Here is a 19,786-nt window from a genome sequence, read left to right on the forward strand (position 1 = left end):
AGGACGTTTTCAAACCATGAGAGCCTTTTTTCAAAAATAAATTACAACATCCGTGCCTACAATGTTATTTAGCATGGGAATTTGAAATGGATATTGAAAATTCTGAGTCCTAATAATAAAAAGAGCCTCCAGGGAAATTATCCAAGGAGACTTTTCACTGCAATTTTCACATTCGAACTGCTAGCCTGAGAAACAAATTATTGGTTTTTCGCAGGATTTTACCAGTCGGGCCAAGCTTTCATTTCGTCATAAAGGAAGCGTCCTTTAATGAAAGCACTGTCTCCTCCCAAAACATCCACCAATGCAAAAGCAAATGGAAGAGCCGTTCCGGGACCGCGACTTGTAACTAATTTTCCGTCAATAACCACAACGTCTTTCACATAGTTGGCATCTTTGTAGTTAGGTTCAGTGCGTTTGCCTGGATAGGCAGTCATTGTCTTTCCTTTGAGGATGCCTGCCTTTGCTAAGACGTTAGGAGCGGCGCACATTGCAGCGACAAACTTGCCGGACTGGTCATAGTGACGAACCAAATCAAGAAGTCTTTCGTCAGAAAGCATATTATCAACACCTGTCCATCCCCCTGGAAGAACGATCATGTCGTAATTTTTAAACTGCGTAAGATCATTACCTAAAACTTTGTCAGCTTTGATGGTGATGTTATGAGCGCCAGGAACCATTTCACCTGCGATACTGACGCTGTCGGTCGGAAAACCACCACAACGAACTACATCGAGGATTTCCACGGTTTCTCCTTCTTCAAAGCCGGAGGCTAACACGACCAAAACGGAAGGTTTATCGGCTGCCATGGCCGTCCCGGATAAACCTGCAGCAGCCATGAGAAGGACAATAGCTAGTTTTTTCATATTGATACCCAGAGAGCTTCAGCTTTCGAGCGACAAAAGTTCTAAGGCTTTCTCAATAAAAGCCAAGTGCAGCTTGCTGAAAAGTTATTAAAGAATGAAATGAAGAGGAAGCAACAAAAACAACCACCCCTTTCGCCGCTTCCTCTTCTGCAGGAGAAAAATGAATACTTCTTTCAGTCAGATTCTTGCGAGGAGAAAATTAGAACCGATCAAATACTTAGAGTTTCAATCCGTCCCTTCTTTTAAGGAGCATAGCTGAGACTTAATTGCTCTGCTTTGAATTAAGGAACCTTAAGTTCTCTGAATTCGTGGCATTCGTCGCACAAGAGAACTGTTTTCTTGTGACCGCGGTGACAGCTTGTACAATCCGGATTTTCAATGTGTGAGTCGTGCGGATTGATGTCATTCTTGTCGGTACGGGCTGCGACTTTTTCATAGCTTCCGTGGCAAACCAGACACTGCTAAGTGGCTACCGCTTTCGGAGGCATTGTGGTATGGCATGCTTCGCACTTACCGCTTCTTTCCATGTGGCGATCAGCGAGCATCTTATCAGCTGCAAAAGAAGTCGTGGCCGATAAAGCTAAAACTAAGATGGAAACAACGGTCTTTAACATGATAAATCTCGGGAGGAGTGCCGCTTGCGCGGCACTTGTTAGTTAAAAGAATTTATTGAAGAGCTTATTGCCAGTTTTGTTCGCCGGCAGCTGTGTGGCCTGCAATTCTTCCGAATACGCACGCTTCGGAGTTGTTGGTAGCACCCTGGTAGATGTGGCCCCACATAGAACCTAATTCACCGGCGCTGTACAAACGTGGAATCGGGTTGCCGAACGGATCAAGAACCTGACCGAGTTTGTTTCTCTTCGGGCCGCCCTGGGTATTCAGGATGGCCGGATAGAGTTCAGCTGCATAGTATGGACCTTCACCGATTGGACGGGAGATGATCGGAGCTTCACGTCCTTCGAAAGCAACTTTGCCTTTCTTTTCAAGAGGACGTCCGAAGTCTTTATCGGCACCGGCTGTAATCTGTTCATTCCATCTCTTAACGGTTTCAACAAGGTTTTCAGCAGGAACGTTGATCTTCTTAGCCAATTCTTCGATTGTCGGACCGCTGACGATAACGCTTTTTTCGATTTCAGCACTGTTGTCCTTACTCCACTTGTAGTCTTCCCGGTTCAAAGCGTAGCCGGAAGTTGCACCGCCGATGATCGGGCCGCGTTTGCGGGCTTCTTCATCAAAGATAACGAAGCAAGGAATTCTCGGATAGCGATGCTTAACAGCGTCAAGAAGGTTAACACCGTAAATGCAGGTGTGGTTGTCCATCTTTTCGTTAACGAAGCGTTTGCCATCTTGGTCAACATAGATGTGAGATGGAGCAAGCATGTTGATCTGCAGAGCTGTCTTCAAGCCCGGAACAACGAGTTCCAATGGGCAGGAGAGAGCATTCATGTGCCAGAGGTCTGCACCGGCTGCCTGAGCCATGCGGACGCCGCCACCGGTGTTGCCCGGGTGGCCTAAGCGATGGAACTTCTGACCCATTGTATGGTTGGAGAGCATCTTGTCGTCGAATTCGTAGCCGCCTGTAGCAAGGACAACTGCTTTCTTAGCTTTAACAGCTTCTTTCTTGCCGTCGATTTCAATCCAAGCACCGAGAACTTCGTCGTTTCTTGTGATCAATTCAAGACCGCGTGCATTGTAAACAACAGGGATCTTTCTGACGGTTTCAACAGCGTAGCGGTAGTTATTGAAGAGCATATCACCGCCGCGTGTCTTCTGTCCTTTCGGAGTGCGGAAGCGCCATTTGTCGATAGCGTCGGATTCAGGAATGCTCTGGAAGCCGGCGTGACCGTAGATGTAAACCTTCTGATCCGGAGCCAAGGAAAGAAGGAAGTCTTTGGACTTCATGGCTTCGTCAACGAAAGCAGTCAAGAGTTCGTCATATTTTTCGCTGTTGGCAAAATCGTATGTCTTTCTCAAGTATTCGATGGCACGTTCTCTGTTGTTAGGGATCATCATGCCGCCGGAGGAAACGGCTGTGTTGCCGCCGCCCTGCGGGCATTTTTCGAAGATAACGACATCAGCGCTAAGATCTATTCCATCAATATACTTTTTCTTCAATTAAAACAAGAAGTTACAATTACTCTTATGAACACCTACTGAAAAGATTTCTATTAGTTGCATATATGAAAGATTTGAATTCCTCCTGCTGACAAACCAAATAAAAAGCAATAACTCTGTACAAAAAATTTGAGCCTCCTAAATTTTTCATCTGGAAGGCTCTAGTTCTTGACTAGCATTAGCTAGTCTGTCTTAATACTAGGGTTACATAAGGAATAACCAGGTAAGCATTAAGAAGATTGGGATAAGTATGCCGTAGGACCAAATCATATAGCCAAAGAATGTCGGCATCTTGATTCCTCGGTTTTGCACAATAGAAACAACCATAAAGTTCGGAGCATTTCCAATGTAGGTCATCGCGCCCATAAATACGGCACCCATAGAGATAGCCATCAAAGTGTGAGCTTCTTTAGTCATCAAGAGCTGAGGGTCGCCGCCGGCCAAATTAAAGAAGGCAAGATAAGTCGGAGCGTTATCCAAGAAGCTGGAAAGCATGCCCGTGAGCCAGAAAAATGCTGCATTAACCGGCTGACCGTCCGCGCCTGTTACCAAAGAAACTAACGGTGCGAATGCACCTTCGTGGCCTGCTCGAAGCATTTCCAAGACAGGAACGATTGTCACGAAGATGCCGAAGAATAGCTTGCCGACCTCGAGAATCGGTTCCCAACTGAACTGATTGGCTTCACGGTATTCTTTTCTGGTAAGTAAAAGAGAAAGGATGCCGGCAGTTAAGAAAATTCCGTCACGGATTATGGATTCAAGAGCTAAATGCACACCAAGCACATGGTATTCAACCCCTGTCTTCCAGAAACCGGACATAAGAACAGCACCAACGATACAGGCAAGAAGGATAAAGTTAACCGAACCTTCAATGCCGAACGGAATCTTCTCTTTCGTTTCTAGAAGAGAAGGATTGGCTTTAACTTCTTTATTGAAGAGGATGGTATCAACAAGAAAGTAAACGCACAAAAGAAGACCAACCGCAAGTCCGGTGACAAGCAAAAGATGCTCAGCAGTCCAGAAGAAAGTTACGCCGCGAAGGAAGCCCAAAAACAGCGGGGGATCGCCTAAGGGAGTAAGAGAACCCGCGATGTTGGCAACAATAAAGATGAAGAAAATATAGGTGTGCATCTGATAGTGACGCTTTTTGTTAGCCTCAATCAAAGGTCTAATAAGAAGCATTGCAGCGCCTGTTGTTCCCATGAAGTTAGCAAGAACGGCACCAACCAAAAGGAATCCTGTATTCAAAACCGGGCGGCCTAAGAAAGAGCCTCTTAAGTGAATACCGCCGGCTACCACGTACAAAGAGCCTACGAAAATAATAAACGGCACATAGTCGCCGATGAGAGCATGTGCGAGAGCTTGAGTACTGGTTGTGCTGTCGAAGAAAATATAAAGAGGCACAGCACAAAGAATTGCCCACATAAGAGCAACTTTTCCGTAATTCTTATGCCAAAAGTGCGCAAAGAGCAAGGGTCCCAGAGCGATGCTCAACAAAATGCCGGCAAACGGCACTGCCCACCATAAAGAAAGAGATGCTCCCGGGAGAGAAGCGTGGGCATTAAGCGGCAAAAGTCCCAGCACCAACGCGGATGCCAAAACCGTAGATGTCGAAGATTTCATTAATGCTTCCTAAAAATTAAAATTAAGCCTTCGCCTCTTGACATTCATCAAGCTCGAAGACCTCTCTTAAGTACTTCAAATATGATTCGTCCTCACACATGCTCTTGCTTGGAGAATCGGACAATTTTGCAACCGGTTGTCCGTTGCAGCGGACGAGTTTAATGACGTTCTGTAATGCAGAATAACCCAGGTCGTTAACCAGGTTGGTCCCAATGCCAAAACCTAAATTGATCTTGTTATGGAACCGGTTGTAGAGACTAATGACTTTGGGGATATCCAGCATATCGGAGAAAATCAAGCTCTTCGTGCGCGGATCACAACGATTGCGCCTGTAGTGCTCGATGATTTTCTCGCCCCAAATATAAGGATCTCCAGAATCATGTCTGGCCCCGTCAAACAATTTGCAGAAATACATATCGAAATCTGACAAAAAGGCCTTCATTCCGAAAACATCTGAAAGAGCAATCCCCAGGTCTCCTCTGTACTCTTTAGCCCACATTTCAAAGGCATACGTCTGTGAATCTCTCAAACGCGGCCCGAGAGCCTGACACGCCTGAAGATATTCGTGCGCCATTGTTCCCAATGGGGTTAATCCTTCGGTCATCGCGAAGTATACGTTACTAGTTCCTACAAATTTGTTACCAAGTTGTTCTCTCAAAGTTCGAATCACTTCGAGCTGCCACGCCTTCGAAAATCTTCTTCTAGTCCCATACTCTGAGATTGTCAGACCCGGAGAACCATTAGGCAGATCCTTAATCAGTTGAATTTTTTCTGCTAAACGCCTTCTCCCTTCCTCTAAATCGGGAACCGGATAGAACTTCTGGTAATAGCATTCTCCCACGATGGCCAACACAGGAATCTCAAACATAATTGTGTGAAGCCAAGGCCCTTTAATGCGAATTTCAATATCAGTCTTACTTCCGGCTGCCGGGTAAGCTTCAATACGGGCTTTATTGAGGCGGAAAAGTTCTAGAAAATCTACAAAATCGCTTTTAATAAAGCGCAGCTTAGAAAGATACTCAAGCTCTTCGGGCTTGAATTGAAGAGTACATAGGTTTTCGATTTCTTCTCTGATTTCCGGCAAAACAGCTTGAAGATCCGTCCCTTCATTTCTGCACTTAAATTTATATTCAACTTGTGCACCGGGAAATTGATGAAGCACACACTGCATCATCGTAAATTTATACAAGTCGGTATCTAGAAGAGAATTTATGATCATGTAGTAATCTGCCTGAATTGTTGTGCGGTCATTCTAATGTTTTCAATATACTAACGGAGGAATGAGAGATTACTTTCTTTTAGGAGAAAGATTTTCTCATAATGTGAATTACAGACATTTACCGAAAAAAGTGCCCGCTCGATAAAAATACCTCCTTTGAACCTACTTTTTTGCAATCAGACAAAAAAGATATCTCGTCAAAGTTTTAAAATAAAGAGCTTAATCTTAAAAACTTACAAGTTGGAGAAATAATTAAATGGCACACGTTGTCACCGAACCTTGCATTCTCTGCAAATACACCGACTGCGTTGACGTCTGTCCTGTCGACTGCTTCAGAGAAGGTCCGAATTTCTTAGTCATCGATCCAGATGAATGCATTGACTGTGCAGTTTGCATTCCGGAATGTCCGACTAACGCCATTATGGCTGAAGAAGACGTTCCCGAAGATCAACAGGAATTTATCGCCTTGAATGCAGAATTAGCAAGAGTTTGGCCTTCCATCACCCGCATGAAGCCTCATACTGACGAAGCAGAAGAATGGCGCGACGTGTTGGTTAAACGCCAATATCTTAAAAAGGAACCCGAATGATTCCTCAAAAAGCAGTACCCATTAAGCTTCTCCAGAAGCAAGTCTGGAGAGAAGGATTAGTTTCTCTGAGATTTGAGAAGCCGGATTCTTTTACTTTTAAGCCCGGACAATTTGTTCGTTTAGGAATCGAAAAAGATTTCGCTGAGGGTGCTGCTTACGAGGGTCGTCCCTACTCTATGGCGTCTCTTCCGGAAGATCCTTTTTTAGAATTCTTTATTGTTGAAGTTCAAGGAGGAAGAGTTTCCAGTGCGCTGACGGCTTTAGAGCCGGGACAATCCTGTTACTTAGAGCCGGAACTTTGGGGCTCTATGCTTCCGGAAAGAATTCCGGGAGGAAATACGTTATGGTGCATCTCCTCCGGTACCGGCTTGGCGCCTTTCATGTCTATTCTTCAGGACGAATCTGTTTGGAAGCAATGGCCGAACATCGTCTTGGTTCACTCCGTCAGATATTCCGAAGACTTGGCATACACCAATCTCATTCAGAAATTTACGGACGATTCTAGATTCGGTGCCAATCCAAATAATTCTTTCTGTTATGTTCCCGTGATTACCCGCGAAGCCACACAGTTCTTATCTCAAAGAATTCCTGCTTTAATTGAAAACGGTGATTTAGAAGCAACCGCAGAACGCAAGTTAGATCCGGTTAAATCCCGTGTTCTTTTATGCGGTAATCCAGAAATGCTGAAATCCGCTCGAAATGTCCTTAAAACCAAAGGATTCGTGTCTCCGCGCAGGGGACAGCCCGGAAACCTTCTCGCTGAAAACCTCTGGTAACCATCTTTCTTTATGGATCAATTAGTTCTAAAGGTTGACAGCATTCTTCCGCAGACGCAGTGCGAACAATGCGGTCATAAAGGCTGTCTGGAATATGCCAAAGCCATCGTTAGCGGAGAAAAAATAAACCGCTGTCCTCCCGGAGGAGACGCCGGCATCCGCAAGCTTGCTTCTTTATTAGAGTTGGAGATCCTGCCGTTGGATCAATCTTGCGGAGAGCATGTTCCCTTTGAAACGGCCGTAATTAATCCAAAGCTTTGCATCGGATGCAAACTCTGTGTTACGGCCTGCCCCACCGATGCCATCATTGGTTCTCCAAAACATATGCATCAAGTAGATCCTGTTTTTTGCACAGGATGCTGTCTTTGTCAGATAGCCTGTCCAATGGACTGCATTGATATGGAGCCAGCGAATAGAGAATGGACCGAGGAAGATAAAAACCGTTCCAGACAAAGGTTTAATACCCGGAATCTGCGCAGAAAGCAGATAGAAGAAGAAAAAGAGGCCAAGCTCAATGCCAAAGGATCAGCAGCGGCTAAGAAAGATCTCCTTGCAAAGCTTTTAAACAAGAAACAATGAATCAGGCAAAAAGAATAGAGATTTTAAAGGTGCTCCAAGCGGACAATCCTGACCCGAAAAGCGAATTGGAATATTCCACTCCTTTTGAGTTGTTAATTGCTGTTGTTCTTTCTGCTCAGGCCACCGACAAAAGTGTCAATGAATCGACCCGGCATATTTTTCCTATCGCCAACACTCCGGAAAAGCTGTTGGAGATGGGCCCGGAAACCTTTCTTGACCACATCAAGAAGATTGGACTTTTCAGAACTAAGACCAAAAATGTGATGGAACTATGCCAAACCTTAGTTGATAAGTACCACAGTCAAGTTCCTCAAGAATTTGACAAGCTTGTTGAGCTTCCGGGCGTTGGCAAGAAAACCGCCAGCGTGGTGATGAACGTCGCTTTCGGTGAGCCGAAAATCGCTGTGGATACGCACGTTTTCCGCGTTGCCAACCGCACAAAATACGCAACCGGAAAAACACCTGAGCAAGTTCAAATCAAAATGGAACGGTATACGCCTTTAGAATACCGCGTCAATGCTCATCACTGGTTTATTCTTCTCGGCCGCTACATCTGCAAAGCCAGAGCTCCCGAATGCTGGCGCTGTCCGATTAAAGACCTCTGCGAATATAAAGAAAAGCTTCTTGAAAAACCAGAGAAGAAAAAAGTCAAACAAATGAAGCCCGGTACGTGAGCTTCGAGGCAGAAAAGAGGCCTAAAAAAGCCTCTTTTCTATTGACTATGCTCCGGCAGATTAACTGAAAAGCTGAGATATCTAGAGAGTCTAAAACTTGAACTCATTAGAAAGAGAGTTCTCTTTCTGCAGCATCTTTATCCATTTCTTGGCAGGAACCTTCAGGCGAGCTTGAATTTCTGCGGCTCGCTCTTTCAATTGTTCAATGGAATAATCCTTCTTTTCACCTTTAGAGGCGATCACAATGCGGTTCCCTTCTTGAACTTCGGGCATGATAAGCACTTGACCGTAAAATGCCTCAGAAATCGCCTTGTAACTTTTTTCGAAATCTTCGCCTCCGAATAAATTAAAACTGGCAACTCCTCCCTCTCGAAGTGCTTTCCTGCAAAGACGATAGAAAGGCACATCATCGTAAACCGGACCCCAAGCTTCTGCATCGTAAATATCGACCAAAAGCCAATCGACAGGTTCGAAATTTCCCTCAAAAAGATATTTCTTGCAGTCTTCAAACACAATCTTCAGATGGTCATCTTCTTCGGGCAGCTTGAACCACATCCTGCAGGCCATATATACATCTTCAGAAATTTCCACGACTGTAGTTTTAGCTTCAGGCAGATATTTCCAAGTGAATTTGGCAAAGCCTGCGGCCCCCAGACCTAGTTGCAGAATTTCCTTAGGATGAGGTTCGAACAGAGCCAACGCCATCATAGACTGCTGATACTCAAGAGCAAGACGGTAGGGACGATTAATCTGCATCCCTCCTTGAATCCATTCAGAGCCAAAATGCAAATATCTATAACCACCCAATTCTGAAAAATCTACCGGTGTTCTTACTTTTTTCTTTGCCATCAATATGCCTTTGGAAAAAACTGGATGCCACTAATCAAATTTGAGGAAGAATTATAGAAGCTCCAAGAAGACTCCTTTCAGTGGAACCATATTCGATAAACAAGATCTTTTGTTTACTCGAAGATAAAAAATTTGCCTCCTCTCTGGAGCGGAGAAGAGGCGTACATGAATTTAATTTATATAGTCAGTAGGATTAATTGCCTTTAGCATGCATTGAATCAACCAACATGGTATTCATTCTTTGGACAAATCCTGCAGGGTCTTCCAGAGTTTCACCTTCCATTAACTGTGCTTGCTCTAACAAGAGTTTTGCCCAATCCGGAGAGAAAGCATTCTTTTCCTGCAAACGAGCAACCAAAGGATTATTCGGATTCAATTCCAGAATCGGCTTACTTTCAGGAACTTCCTGTCCGGCCATCTTCATCATTCTGACAAAAGCCGGATTTAAAGCGTTTTCATCATTAACGATACATGCCGGAGAATCCGTCAGTCTTAATGTCATGCGGACGTCCTGAACGGAAGAACCTAAGGCCTCCTTGAACTTATCAATCAAAGGCTTGAATTCAACTTGAAGTTTTTCCTTTTCTTCTTTTTCGTTCTTGTCAGATAGATCGCCTAGGTCCAAATCTCCCTTAGAAATATTGACAAAAGACTTGCCTTCGAATTCAGTCATGAACTGCATGAGCCATTCATCGATTGGGCCTCCCATAAGGAGAACTTCAACATCCTTTTTCTTGAAGAGTTCAAGCAACGGACTCTTAGCGGCGGCTTCCGGTGTGTCGCCGGTAACATAATAGATGCTGTTCTGGCCTGTCTTCATTCTGGCGAGATAGCCTTCTAATGTAGCGGTCTGTTTGCCCTCAGTGGCTGTAGAAACAAATCTCAACAGCTTCTGAATTCTTTCTCTGTTGGCAGGGTCTTCTCCCATACCTTCTTTCAAGACATTTCCGAACAAAGCCCAGAATTTGTCGTAGTCTGCAGCTCTGCTGGCTGCCAAATCTTCAAGCATGGAAAGAACACGCTTTGTAGAGCCATCGCGAATTGTCTTCAAGTCTCTGGACTGTTGAAGAATTTCACGGCTGACATTCAAAGGAAGATCTTCAGAATCGATTACGCCGCGGATAAAGCGGAGATATTTAGGCATCAACTGGGAGGCATCGTCCATGATGAAGACGCGTTTCACGTAAAGTTTCACGCCGTTAACGTGTTCTCTGTCCCAAAGATCGAAAGGCGCAGCACTTGGGACGTAAAGCAATTGGATATATTCGTTCTTGCCTTCTACTTTGTTGTGCGTCCAAGTCAAAGGATCGCTTGGATCGTGTGAAACATGATGGTAGAACTCTTTGTACTGATCTTCAGTAATTTCAGATTTCGGACGCGCCCACAAAGCCGCACCTTGGTTGATAGCTTCCCATTCTCCAGTGTCGACGACTTTGTCATCTTTATATTCGTCTTTACCCATCAAAATCGGAGTAGAGATATGGTCGGAGTACTTAGTGAGAATATTGCGGAGTCTGAACTTGCTGACCAAGTCTCTGTCTTCACTCTTGATGTGAAGAATAACGTCCGTACCGAAATGATCCCGTTTTGTATTTTCTACAGTGAATTCACCCTCACCGTTGCTTTCCCAAAGAGTAGCGGAATCAGCAGGATCTCCGGCTTTGCGTGTAACAACGGTTACTTTATCGGCAACGATGAAAGAAGAATAAAAACCAACGCCGAACTGACCGATAAGCTGTGCATCCTTCTTTTGGTCTCCGGAAAGATTAGCAAAGAACTCTTTAGTTCCGCTTTTAGCAATCGTACCCAAATGAGAAATGACTTCTTCTCGAGTCATACCGATACCGTCATCGCTGATAGTAATGGTTTGAGCAGTTTCATCTACGCCGATTCGGATGGAAGGATGAGGATCCTGAGATAATAATTCCGGTTTTTTGATGGCTTCGAACTTGAGCTTATCGATAGCGTCAGAGGCGTTAGAAATAAGTTCTCTTAAGAAAATTTCGCGGTTTGAATACAGCGAATGCACCATGAGGTGCAGCATTTGTTTAACTTCGGTCTGAAAACCTAAGGTTTCCTTTTTTTGTTCACTCATTTCTTTTATTCCTTTTAAATTTTCCCGATGATTTCTATTTGGGGATTTCTAAGTATTTTTCAAGATATTTGGCGAATATTGGAATTAGACTAACAAAAACGGGGAATCACAAAATGTGTAACTCCTGAGATATGTTTTTAATTGTTTTAACCAATCGAATGCGAGAATGAACTCGGAAACTAAAAATCAAACACCCCCAAAGTCGCAGAGGGTATTAAATTCTACTAATTCCATCATCGGCGATCTTTTGAAGCTTGCAGGTCAAGCAGACATTATTTCTTTTGCCGGCGGCCTTCCCTCCCCGAAAAGCTTTCCTATTAAGGAAGTCGAGAAAGCTACTCAGACTGTCCTAGAAAAAGAAGGTGCCTTGGCTCTTCAATATAGTTCGACGGTCGGAGAGAAACCTTTAATCGATCAAATTGGTAAATACATCAATTCAAAAGGCGTTCCTGCTCAAGCGGATGAAATCCAGATTGTATCCGGATCCCAACAAGCGCTTGATCTCCTAGGCATGGCATATATTGACAAAGGTTCCCTAGTGGCTGTTGAAAGCCCCAGTTACCTTGGTGCCATTCAAGCCTTTGATCTTTATGAACCGAAATACATTGAAATCCCAACTGACGAGCATGGTCTTAATCCAGACTTGATTGGCCCGGAATTCAAAAACATTCGTTTCGCCTATGTCATTACAACATTCCAAAATCCAACCGGATTGACACTATCGGTTGAAAGAAGAAAGAAACTCGCAGAAAAAGCCCGAGAATATGACTTCTGGATTATTGATGACAATCCATACGGCGAACTTTATTACGACCAAGAACCGCCTCCGTCAATGAGACTGTACGCACCGGAAAGGACTATTTCTTTGGGAACCTTCTCCAAGGTTTTGGCACCGGGCTTCCGCTTAGGCTATGTTGTCGGTCCGAAGGAAGCTATTGCTCCTCTCACGCAGCTTAAACAAGCGGTAGATTTGAATACTTCTACCTTTACTCAGCTCATCACGGCTCAAATCATGGAAGACGGTTTGATGACAACACACCTTCCGGCCGTCAGAGAAATCTATAAAACCCAATGCGAGTACATGCTTAAAGCCATGGACCAATATTTTCCGAAAGAGGGAGTTACATGGACAAAACCTGACGGCGGCATGTTTATTTGGGTAACGCTCCCGGAAAGCATCAATACCGACGAACTTATGAAAGAAGCCGTTGCACGCAAGGTTGCTTTCGTTCCGGGATCTGCTTTCTATACCGTTGGAAAGGAAAAATACAACTCGATGAGATTGTCCTTTGTTACGGTTCCTCCAGCAAAAATTGAGGAAGGCATCAAGACGCTTGGGGAATTGCTCAAGGAAAAGCTAGGTCAATAACTTTTAAGAATGAGCGGCACAGTCGCTCATTTTTATTTCTTCCATTATGGTTCGAAACTTTTTGATTCTTCTGATTAATTTTGAAATTAAAAATTCACAGTTGTGTTATCCGCTTTCATCGGCCAAACTAAAAAATTGAAATTCCAAGAGTTCCCTAAGGCTAATTTGACCCTGACTGAGAAGCAGAAAACAAAAGAAAGTCTACAGATCTTATAGGCTTGAGGAAGCAGTTTTCACCTCCAAATCTCGTAGATCACAGCCAAAATTGCACTCCATCCGACAAAAGCAACTGTCAGCGGTGGAATACATCCTGCGATTAGTTTTTTAACAGGAACATCAAAGTATTCGGAGGTAACTATCAAACATAGATGAGACGGGGTGAGAAATTGAGAACTCAAGCCAACACCTAAAAGAAAGCCGATAATCAGAGGATCGTGGGAATAAAACAAGGCAGCTATCGGCATTAAAAGAGCAACGTAGGCGTGGCAAATTCCAGTAATGAGACCCATAAAAAATATCCCTACACTCAGCATGAACAGCATAGGAAGAACGGAAGTCGTTGTCCAGTTTAAGATTAATTCGTTAAGGCCTCCCTCTCTCAACATAAAAGCAAAGATTAGGACACCCGATACGTCCCAGAGAATTTTCAACAATTTTGCCGATGGAACAAAGCAAGCCACAACTCTTTTAAAACCTAAGATTTTTAAACTTAGAACGGCAGTAAAGCCAGTACACCAAAATAGGAAGAAAATCAAAGAGTTTTTGAAGAAAAGCAATGACAGGACAGTCCCAACAAATATGACAAAACTTGAGATATAAAAACTTTTGTTAAGTCTAAGCGGCTGCCAGGAAAATGTACTCTTAAAGTCAATTGGAGAAATAAACCAATACCAACCCGTTAGAAAGCTTAGGACTCCCAGTGGAGCCAAAACCAACATAAGTTGAAATATCGATACTTCAGTTAAAGCAGCTGTCAGTACGACTCCAGGGATCAAAGGATTAATGAAAACATGAAAATGTCGGAACCAAAAATTGATTTCAGCGAGCTGAAGATCCTTAGCTGAAGTTCCTTCCCCTATATTTTTGACGAGTGCACTTGAAAAAAGTGCCCCTCCTATGGCCGGTAGTATTCCAAGCACTGACGTTAAAAGAACTAAAGACAACGAGTTAGGAAATCTTTCTTCAAGCCAATACGAAAATTTTTGTAAAGCTCTTGAAGAGTTTAACAATGCTTCAATTACACCGACAAAATACAGAAGCGCCAATGGATACCAAAAGACCCAAGATAATGAGAATTTAAAAAAAGACTGATGAAGATCCAAAGAGTGGGATGTCGATAAAATAAAAATCAGCCCCGCCAATAGAAATATCGTTCCCGGCAACTTTACGAACAAAGAGAGAAACTTCATTTTAGTCAGCAAAACGGCAGACTTGACGGAAGGCCTGATCCTCTTCGTTAAAACGGTTAAATCGTAGGAGTCTTCGCTTTGCTTTCTCTTCGTCCTTTCTATAGACACCATAAGCAAGAGCATCCGCCACTACAAGCAATGGTGTTACAACATCAAAGCAACCAACAAAACTAATGCTCACTAAGAGTGCGACAGAAGCCAAAGAGGCTTCAGGTACTGTTTTAAAATCTGAAACAAGAACTATTTTGACACCGCGCTTGGCCAGCATTCTCATCAAATTCAATGTAGCTGTGGGATATTGAATGACCATAAAAACAACGGCTACATCTTGGTGATCAAGATCATCTAATTTAGAGAAAGAATCAAAAGAATTAGTGCCAAGGACGTGGCTGACATCAAAATGTACTTTTGATAAGACATAAGCGCAGTGAGCAGCGACTCCAAAACTTGCTTTATGCCCGAAAACCACTACTTTTCTTGCTTGGAAAATCAAATTAACAGCTTGAGAAAATGCCACATCATCACGGTTGTCTGCCAGATTTTGAAGCATCTGTTGCGCCACAGATATTGAGGTTTGCAAAGCGTTAGAGGACTTCTGTGGATCCACTTCTAAAACCGCTTTTCCCTCTAATGAAACTTGTGCAGTCCACCGCAACTCCTTTTTCATGTCAGGAAATCCCTTATAGCCCATTTCCGTAGCAAAGCGCACAACAGTAGCAGGACTGACTCCGGCCTCTTCCGCCAGCTGGGCAGTGTTGAGGTAAGAAGCATGAATTAGGTTATGAATTAAATAGTTCGCAACTTGCTTATGCTGGCGAGATAATTCAGGTATTTTTGCTTCAATTTTTCGAATAAAAGCAGGAATTTTTCCAATTCCAATTTCTTGATTTTCTTTATTTTCCATTTTTACGAAATATTTATTTCATAATTTTAAAAATCTTTTCCTAATTTTCCACTAATACTAGGGTATATCCTGTAATAATGAAATAATTTTTTGCATTATCATTTCAAATGAAATATAAATCGTCATTTTTATTTCAAAAACAATGTTTTTATCAAGGAAAACTTATGTCCTCAATTCTCAGAAGAAAATTTTTAGCTTCTTCAGCAGCGGTCCTCGGTGTTTTCAGTTTAAATCAGAACATAGCTGCGGAACCTGTTAAAGAACAAGCAAAAAAAGATAACAGTGAAAAATTTGATTTTGTCGTGATTGGAGCAGGCGCTGCCGGTTTAGCCGCTGCCATTGAAGCCAAACAGGCTGGCGCCAGTACTGTCCTACTGGAGAAAGCTCCCCGCCCAGACGGCAACACTATGTATGCGTCAGGCACGCTTTGTGCTTTCAGCAGCCGTGAGCAAAAAGGCCTGGGCGACACATTGGAAAAATTCGTAAATGATCAAATGCATGAAACCCAAGGAATGGGAGACAGAGACGCAATAGAAGCTTTTGCTTTGGAGTCAGGCCCAGCAATTGATTGGTTAATCGATATTGGAACACCGCTAAAGTTAAAGAAAGATCTCCCTCATCCAAAACTTTCAAGACAGTTTTATATGACCACAGACGGAACGACCGGCGGTTCCATTTTGATGCGCAGAATGCTAGCCGTTGCAAAGAAAATTGGTCTTCCAATTCATGTCAATACAAAAGCCTACGAACTAATTACTAACGACAACGGCAGAGTCATTGGCGTCAAAACTCGCGGCCCGAACGGCTTCAAAATTTATTGGGCTGAAAAAGGTGTAATGATTGCGACCGGAGGATTCTCCGCCAATGAGGAAATGAGAACCATGTACATGGGACCTTGGGCCGCAAATTTGAAAATTCGCGGTTCTCTGAGAAATACCGGCGAAAATATAATGATGACTCGTCCTTTGGGCGCCAAACTCGTTAACATGACCGAATTTTATGCAGGTCCTATCGTTCCTGAGACTCATGCCAATCCGGCCCGCGTCAGCAATTCTGCTTACGGCATGATCGTCGGTAAAGACGGAAAGAGATGCGTAGATGAAAGCTTAGGTCAAGCCATGCGCTCCAAATTGCTGCCTCAGGTAACTCCGGATAACAGAACTTTCATTATTTGCGACATCAAAACCAATGACGAAGACAATATTCTCACTAAATTACTTGACCGCTTTAAACGTTTAAACAGCCCGGTATATGAAGCAAATACTATTGAAGAGCTGGCAGATAAAGCGGGCATTAACAAAGCAAATTTAGTTAACTCCGTAAAAGTATTTAATAAGGCCATCTCTGAAGGAAAAGGACCATCCCTTGTTCCTCCGCACAATCGCAAAAAAGCTCACCCGATAGCCACAGCTCCTTTCTATGCGATTCCAATGAGCGGCGGAATTGCCGCAACTTTCGGGGGACCGAAGATAAATAAACATGCTCAGGTGGTGGATGTCGATGACAAACCTATTCCTGGATTGTATGCCGCCGGAAATGCTTCCGGTGGTCTCTGGTACGCAGAAGATATCGCCGGAAGCCAAATCAGCAGCGGTATTGCAATGGGGCGCATCGGAGCTCGTCACGCCATCAACACTGCTAAATAAAAGGAGAGACAAATGAAATTATTAAAATCAATTATTTTCTCTGCGTTTGCCTTTTTGGCCCTACAGGCAAGTGCAGCTCCAGACATGTTAGCTGACCGACACGTTCAAAAAGGCAACACCTGTGCAGCATGCCATACAGAAAACCCTCCGGCACAAACCGTTCCAACCTCCCAATGCCAAAAGTGCCATGGCGACTATGAAGCATTAAAACAAAAAACTTCTAGTCTGAAGCCCAATCCTCATTACACACACATGGGAGATCAGCCTTGTGAAGAATGTCACAAAGGTCATAGTACCCCGGTTAATATGTGCGCCACTTGTCACAAGATTAAATTAAATGTGAAGTAAGTCGTTTTGGGACTGTCGGTTTATTCTGGCAGTCCCCGATTCTTTCTTCTGAAATAAATTTTTCTTTGGAGACGATTTTCTCAACCGAACATTGTCCGTAATTATCGGAAAGATTAAGGAAAAAGCATCGCCAGAACTTCGACGATGCTTACCGGTTGAGAGAACTCGAAAACCTTGCCAGGAAATTCAATTGGAGTTAAATATCATCTGAGACCGGATTTAAAGGTATTGCACATTTCAGGATTACCGGAATCGAATCCGACTTTGAACCATTTGTAACGCTGTTCCGAAGTACCATGAGTAAAGCTGTCCGGCACCACCCTTCCCGTGCTTTGTTTCTGCAGTCTATCGTCTCCGATTGCCGCAGCTGTTCTTAATGCTTTCTCCAGGTCACCCTGTTCGAGGATGCCTTGTTTATTCATATCGTGTCCCCAAACCCCGGCTAAGCAGTCTGCTTGAAGCTCAAGCATTACTGAAAGTTGGTTAGCTTGTTTTTGAGAAACGCGAGATTGTTCTTGGCGGACTTGGTCGGCAATGCCCAATAAGTTCTGGACGTGATGGCCAACTTCATGAGCTAAGACATAACCGAGAGCAAAATCTCCGCCTCCGCCTAAGTTTCTCTGCATATCTTTATAGAAAGACAAGTCAACGTAGAGTTTGTTGTCAGACGGACAGTAGAAAGGTCCCATAGCAGCTTGTCCGTAACCGCATGCCGTTTGAGTTGAACCGGAATAAAGAACCATTTTGGGAGGCACATAATTCTTACCTGAATTCTTAAAGAGCTTGCTCCAAGTATCTTCAGTGCTCTTCAAGGCAACGGAGGAGAAATTAGCTAACTGCTGTTCCTCTGCCGTTGGTTTATATGTTTGATTTGAATAAGTTGCGGGATCAGATCCAAATTCTAAGACAGGCGTTAGATCGATGCCGAAATAACCAGCCACAAGAACAACCGCCAATACAGCCAAACCCATTTTTCCTTTAGGCAGGTTCATACCTCCGCCAAATCCGGATTGGCCTCGTCTGTCTTCAACGTTATTGCTTGTTTCTCGTCCTTGCCACCGCATAATTGCCTCTGACACGATTATCTAATTACCAATTGTAATCACCTCCTTAAAAGAATATTACGGGAAAACCCCAAAACGGAACTAAAAGCACTGTCTGTTATTGGGAATAGAGAAGATTGCAAGTTGGCCATTTTTATGAAGAAGTTTTACACGAGAAGACTTGGATATGCAATTATCAGAAGTGCTGAACCTACTGAGGCACCAACGGATCCAAAATGACATTTAATGAATTAGCTTCTTCTTTTGATACTGTTGGGCAGAACTACGAAAAGTTTCGTCCTAACTACGTACCTGAACTTTACCGTGAGATATTTGCGTCGTGCTCTCTTAATTCAACAAGTCAGGTTTTGGAAATAGGAATCGGAACCGGGCAAGCCACACTTCCTTTCTTAGCGACCGGCTGCCAGCTGATAGCAATTGAGCCGGGTATAAATCTTGCTGACGTTTGCAAGGAAAAGTTCTCCAACTATCCAAACTTGCACCTAATTTCCGGCAAATTCGAGGACGTATCTCTCCCGAAAGAGTCTTTTGACTTAATTTACTCCGCAACGGCATTCCATTGGATTCCTGAAGTGTTGGGTTACACGAAAGTTTTTTCACTACTCAAGAAGAACGGCATCTTTTCGCAGTTTTCTAACCATCCGGATCCGTACATTGAAAATCCGGAACTTGGCTCGGAACTCAACAGGCTCTACGATAAGTATTTTTATTTCTTCTGGAAAAACAAGAAAAATAAGTTCAGCGGGTTCACAGAAGAAAATGCAAAGGTAAAAGCAGAAACCGCTAAGAAGTACGGCTTTCAGGACTGCCGTTATTTTCTCTTCCGAAGGATTCGAACCTTTTCTGCAAAAGAATATGTTGGTCTTCTGGGCACCTATTCCGATCACATTGCTCTCAAAGAACCTATTAGAAGCGAATTCTTTTCAAACATTGAAGAAGCAATTAACAATCATGGCGGAGCAATAAAAATCAGAGATACCTTAGAACTGCAACTCAGTACAAAAAAGACGTTAGCCCCCGAGAGAAGGTAGCAAGAGGTTACCTTTAATATGGGATTTAAAAAGGGGAACCTGATACTTAAAATAGTTACTGTCGGGAGAGAAAACCCGACCTGTATTCCTGGAGAATAATATGACAATCAATAGAAGACAGCTTCTAGCAAGTTCGATAATTGCTCCTTTCGCTTCCCTTCCTTCTTTAGCCTCTGCTGCTGATTTGTGCTCAGTTCCTCAGGCCTGGGACAAGACTTATGACGTCATCGTCATTGGATCCGGAGGTGCAGGCTTATCAGCCGGCATTGTCGCAAAAGAAAAAGGTGCTAATACCGTCGTTTTGGAAAAATTACCTTTTCCCGGCGGAAATACAATGGTTTCCGGCGGAGGTTTGAATGCTGCAATTGAAGCTGACTACAAGAAAGCTGGAGTCAAAGACTCTCCTCAACTGCATACTGAACAGACTCTTGCCGCCGGTGACAATAGAGCAGATCCGGAGTTGGTAAAGACACTTTGTGAAAAAGTTCCTGAAAGTGTTGAATGGCTGAATCGAGTAGGGCCGGTTATTACCCGTCCCTCTCACACCACCTGGCATGCCGTTCGGCACCAAGGCGGTTCCAGTAAACATCCCTACGTTCCAGATGCGGTTCGCAGGGCCTTTTCTAAACTGTA

At 43.6% G+C, this 19,786-nt stretch carries 20 protein-coding genes; 9 read left to right on the plus strand and 11 right to left on the minus strand.

Features of this window, described 5'->3' with window-relative positions; genetic code table 11:
- Positions 1–218: 218 nt before the first annotated feature.
- The 6 genes from ADH67_RS12500 to pncB all read right to left on the minus strand — a co-directional run bounded on the left by ADH67_RS12500 (position 219) and on the right by pncB (position 5,820).
- Positions 219–863, minus strand: coding sequence for a DJ-1 family glyoxalase III (locus ADH67_RS12500; RefSeq protein WP_201415713.1), 645 nt, complete (start codon positions 861–863; stop codon positions 219–221).
- Between the two features lie 281 nt (positions 864–1,144).
- A complete protein-coding gene (locus ADH67_RS13565; RefSeq protein ID WP_255202384.1) occupies positions 1,145–1,318 on the minus strand; it encodes a cytochrome c3 family protein in 174 nt (57 codons plus the stop codon).
- Positions 1,319–1,324: 6 nt separating this feature from the next.
- A complete protein-coding gene (locus tag ADH67_RS13570; protein ID WP_201415709.1) occupies positions 1,325–1,477 on the minus strand; it encodes a hypothetical protein in 153 nt (50 codons plus the stop codon).
- A 64-nt stretch (positions 1,478–1,541) separates the two neighbouring features.
- On the minus strand, positions 1,542–2,978 hold the full coding sequence (locus ADH67_RS12510; RefSeq protein WP_236578472.1) for an FAD-dependent oxidoreductase: 1,437 nt from the start codon (positions 2,976–2,978) through the stop codon (positions 1,542–1,544).
- A gap of 204 nt (positions 2,979–3,182) precedes the next feature.
- On the minus strand, positions 3,183–4,601 hold the full coding sequence (locus ADH67_RS12515; protein ID WP_066591702.1) for a sodium:proton antiporter: 1,419 nt from the start codon (positions 4,599–4,601) through the stop codon (positions 3,183–3,185).
- A 22-nt stretch (positions 4,602–4,623) separates the two neighbouring features.
- Complete coding sequence (gene pncB / locus ADH67_RS12520; protein ID WP_066591699.1) at positions 4,624–5,820, minus strand: nicotinate phosphoribosyltransferase; 1,197 nt, start codon at positions 5,818–5,820, stop codon at positions 4,624–4,626.
- A 256-nt stretch (positions 5,821–6,076) separates the two neighbouring features.
- Here pncB and fdxA point away from each other — a divergent pair, with 256 nt between their 5' ends.
- From fdxA to nth, 4 genes are read left to right on the plus strand one after another with little or no spacing between them, the layout of a single operon-like run.
- The gene (gene fdxA / locus ADH67_RS12525; protein WP_066591691.1) at positions 6,077–6,409 is read left to right on the plus strand and encodes a ferredoxin FdxA; all 333 of its coding nucleotides are present in this window, start codon (positions 6,077–6,079) and stop codon (positions 6,407–6,409) included.
- A complete protein-coding gene (locus tag ADH67_RS12530) occupies positions 6,406–7,185 on the plus strand; it encodes a ferredoxin--NADP reductase (protein ID WP_066591687.1) in 780 nt (259 codons plus the stop codon). Before fdxA ends, ADH67_RS12530 begins: the two co-directional genes overlap by 4 nt.
- A gap of 12 nt (positions 7,186–7,197) precedes the next feature.
- A complete protein-coding gene (locus tag ADH67_RS12535; protein ID WP_236578471.1) occupies positions 7,198–7,764 on the plus strand; it encodes an RnfABCDGE type electron transport complex subunit B in 567 nt (188 codons plus the stop codon).
- The gene (gene nth, locus ADH67_RS12540; RefSeq protein ID WP_066591685.1) at positions 7,761–8,438 is read left to right on the plus strand and encodes an endonuclease III; all 678 of its coding nucleotides are present in this window, start codon (positions 7,761–7,763) and stop codon (positions 8,436–8,438) included. The genes ADH67_RS12535 and nth overlap by 4 nt, the downstream gene beginning before the upstream one ends.
- Positions 8,439–8,528: 90 nt before the next feature.
- Here the strand turns inward: nth and ADH67_RS12545 are convergent, their stop codons facing one another.
- Together ADH67_RS12545 and htpG are read right to left on the minus strand one after the other, a co-directional pair.
- Positions 8,529–9,287, minus strand: a complete 759-nt coding sequence (locus ADH67_RS12545) for a spermine/spermidine synthase domain-containing protein (RefSeq protein WP_066591682.1) — start codon at positions 9,285–9,287, stop codon at positions 8,529–8,531.
- A gap of 193 nt (positions 9,288–9,480) precedes the next feature.
- Positions 9,481–11,382, minus strand: coding sequence for a molecular chaperone HtpG (gene htpG / locus ADH67_RS12550; RefSeq protein WP_066591679.1), 1,902 nt, complete (start codon positions 11,380–11,382; stop codon positions 9,481–9,483).
- 166 nt (positions 11,383–11,548) lie between these two features.
- Here htpG and ADH67_RS12555 point away from each other — a divergent pair, with 166 nt between their 5' ends.
- Positions 11,549–12,751, plus strand: coding sequence for an aminotransferase-like domain-containing protein (locus ADH67_RS12555; RefSeq protein ID WP_066591677.1), 1,203 nt, complete (start codon positions 11,549–11,551; stop codon positions 12,749–12,751).
- A gap of 233 nt (positions 12,752–12,984) precedes the next feature.
- Here ADH67_RS12555 and ADH67_RS12560 read toward each other — a convergent pair whose 3' ends face one another.
- Positions 12,985–14,271, minus strand: coding sequence for a DUF401 family protein (locus tag ADH67_RS12560; protein ID WP_336581159.1), 1,287 nt, complete (start codon positions 14,269–14,271; stop codon positions 12,985–12,987).
- Positions 14,162–15,064: a MurR/RpiR family transcriptional regulator gene (locus tag ADH67_RS12565; protein ID WP_066591670.1), complete on the minus strand. Its 903-nt coding sequence runs from the start codon at positions 15,062–15,064 to the stop codon at positions 14,162–14,164. The genes ADH67_RS12560 and ADH67_RS12565 overlap by 110 nt, the downstream gene beginning before the upstream one ends.
- Before the next feature lie 164 nt (positions 15,065–15,228).
- On the opposite strand from ADH67_RS12565, the gene ADH67_RS12570 reads away from it, so the two are divergent.
- Positions 15,229–16,710 carry an FAD-dependent oxidoreductase gene (locus ADH67_RS12570; protein ID WP_066591667.1) on the plus strand — a complete coding sequence of 494 codons (1,482 nt, stop codon included), beginning with the start codon at positions 15,229–15,231 and terminating at the stop codon, positions 16,708–16,710.
- 12 nt (positions 16,711–16,722) lie between these two features.
- Complete coding sequence (locus ADH67_RS12575; RefSeq protein WP_066591665.1) at positions 16,723–17,058, plus strand: cytochrome c3 family protein; 336 nt, start codon at positions 16,723–16,725, stop codon at positions 17,056–17,058.
- Positions 17,059–17,261: 203 nt separating this feature from the next.
- Here the strand turns inward: ADH67_RS12575 and ypfJ are convergent, their stop codons facing one another.
- Positions 17,262–18,122: a KPN_02809 family neutral zinc metallopeptidase gene (ypfJ, locus tag ADH67_RS12580; RefSeq protein ID WP_066591662.1), complete on the minus strand. Its 861-nt coding sequence runs from the start codon at positions 18,120–18,122 to the stop codon at positions 17,262–17,264.
- A 215-nt stretch (positions 18,123–18,337) separates the two neighbouring features.
- Here ypfJ and ADH67_RS12585 point away from each other — a divergent pair, with 215 nt between their 5' ends.
- Together ADH67_RS12585 and ADH67_RS12590 are read left to right on the plus strand one after the other, a co-directional pair.
- Positions 18,338–19,153, plus strand: coding sequence for a class I SAM-dependent methyltransferase (locus tag ADH67_RS12585; protein ID WP_066591659.1), 816 nt, complete (start codon positions 18,338–18,340; stop codon positions 19,151–19,153).
- Between the two features lie 100 nt (positions 19,154–19,253).
- The coding region (locus ADH67_RS12590) for an FAD-dependent oxidoreductase (RefSeq protein WP_143597751.1) at positions 19,254–19,786 on the plus strand (533 nt) is incomplete at its 3' end.

It is taken from the genome of Turicimonas muris (assembly GCF_002221595.1).
GTDB lineage: Bacteria > Pseudomonadota > Gammaproteobacteria > Burkholderiales > Burkholderiaceae_F > Turicimonas > Turicimonas muris.

Excerpts from the sequence above, each read along its gene's own strand:
- ADH67_RS12500 (WP_201415713.1), bottom strand. The coding sequence starts at position 863 with ATGAAAAAACTAGCTATTGTCCTTCTCATGGCTGCTGCAGGTTTATCC.
- ADH67_RS13570 (WP_201415709.1), bottom strand. The coding sequence starts at position 1,477 with ATGTTAAAGACCGTTGTTTCCATCTTAGTTTTAGCTTTATCGGCCACG.
- ADH67_RS12515 (WP_066591702.1), bottom strand. The coding sequence starts at position 4,601 with ATGAAATCTTCGACATCTACGGTTTTGGCATCCGCGTTGGTGCTGGGA.
- pncB (WP_066591699.1), bottom strand. The coding sequence starts at position 5,820 with ATGATCATAAATTCTCTTCTAGATACCGACTTGTATAAATTTACGATG.
- fdxA (WP_066591691.1), top strand. The coding sequence starts at position 6,077 with ATGGCACACGTTGTCACCGAACCTTGCATTCTCTGCAAATACACCGAC.
- ADH67_RS12530 (WP_066591687.1), top strand. The coding sequence starts at position 6,406 with ATGATTCCTCAAAAAGCAGTACCCATTAAGCTTCTCCAGAAGCAAGTC.
- ADH67_RS12535 (WP_236578471.1), top strand. The coding sequence starts at position 7,198 with ATGGATCAATTAGTTCTAAAGGTTGACAGCATTCTTCCGCAGACGCAG.
- nth (WP_066591685.1), top strand. The coding sequence starts at position 7,761 with ATGAATCAGGCAAAAAGAATAGAGATTTTAAAGGTGCTCCAAGCGGAC.
- ADH67_RS12545 (WP_066591682.1), bottom strand. The coding sequence starts at position 9,287 with ATGGCAAAGAAAAAAGTAAGAACACCGGTAGATTTTTCAGAATTGGGT.
- htpG (WP_066591679.1), bottom strand. The coding sequence starts at position 11,382 with ATGAGTGAACAAAAAAAGGAAACCTTAGGTTTTCAGACCGAAGTTAAA.
- ADH67_RS12555 (WP_066591677.1), top strand. The coding sequence starts at position 11,549 with ATGAACTCGGAAACTAAAAATCAAACACCCCCAAAGTCGCAGAGGGTA.
- ADH67_RS12560 (WP_336581159.1), bottom strand. The coding sequence starts at position 14,271 with ATGGTGTCTATAGAAAGGACGAAGAGAAAGCAAAGCGAAGACTCCTAC.
- ADH67_RS12565 (WP_066591670.1), bottom strand. The coding sequence starts at position 15,064 with ATGGAAAATAAAGAAAATCAAGAAATTGGAATTGGAAAAATTCCTGCT.
- ADH67_RS12570 (WP_066591667.1), top strand. The coding sequence starts at position 15,229 with ATGTCCTCAATTCTCAGAAGAAAATTTTTAGCTTCTTCAGCAGCGGTC.
- ADH67_RS12575 (WP_066591665.1), top strand. The coding sequence starts at position 16,723 with ATGAAATTATTAAAATCAATTATTTTCTCTGCGTTTGCCTTTTTGGCC.
- ypfJ (WP_066591662.1), bottom strand. The coding sequence starts at position 18,122 with ATGCGGTGGCAAGGACGAGAAACAAGCAATAACGTTGAAGACAGACGA.
- ADH67_RS12585 (WP_066591659.1), top strand. The coding sequence starts at position 18,338 with ATGACATTTAATGAATTAGCTTCTTCTTTTGATACTGTTGGGCAGAAC.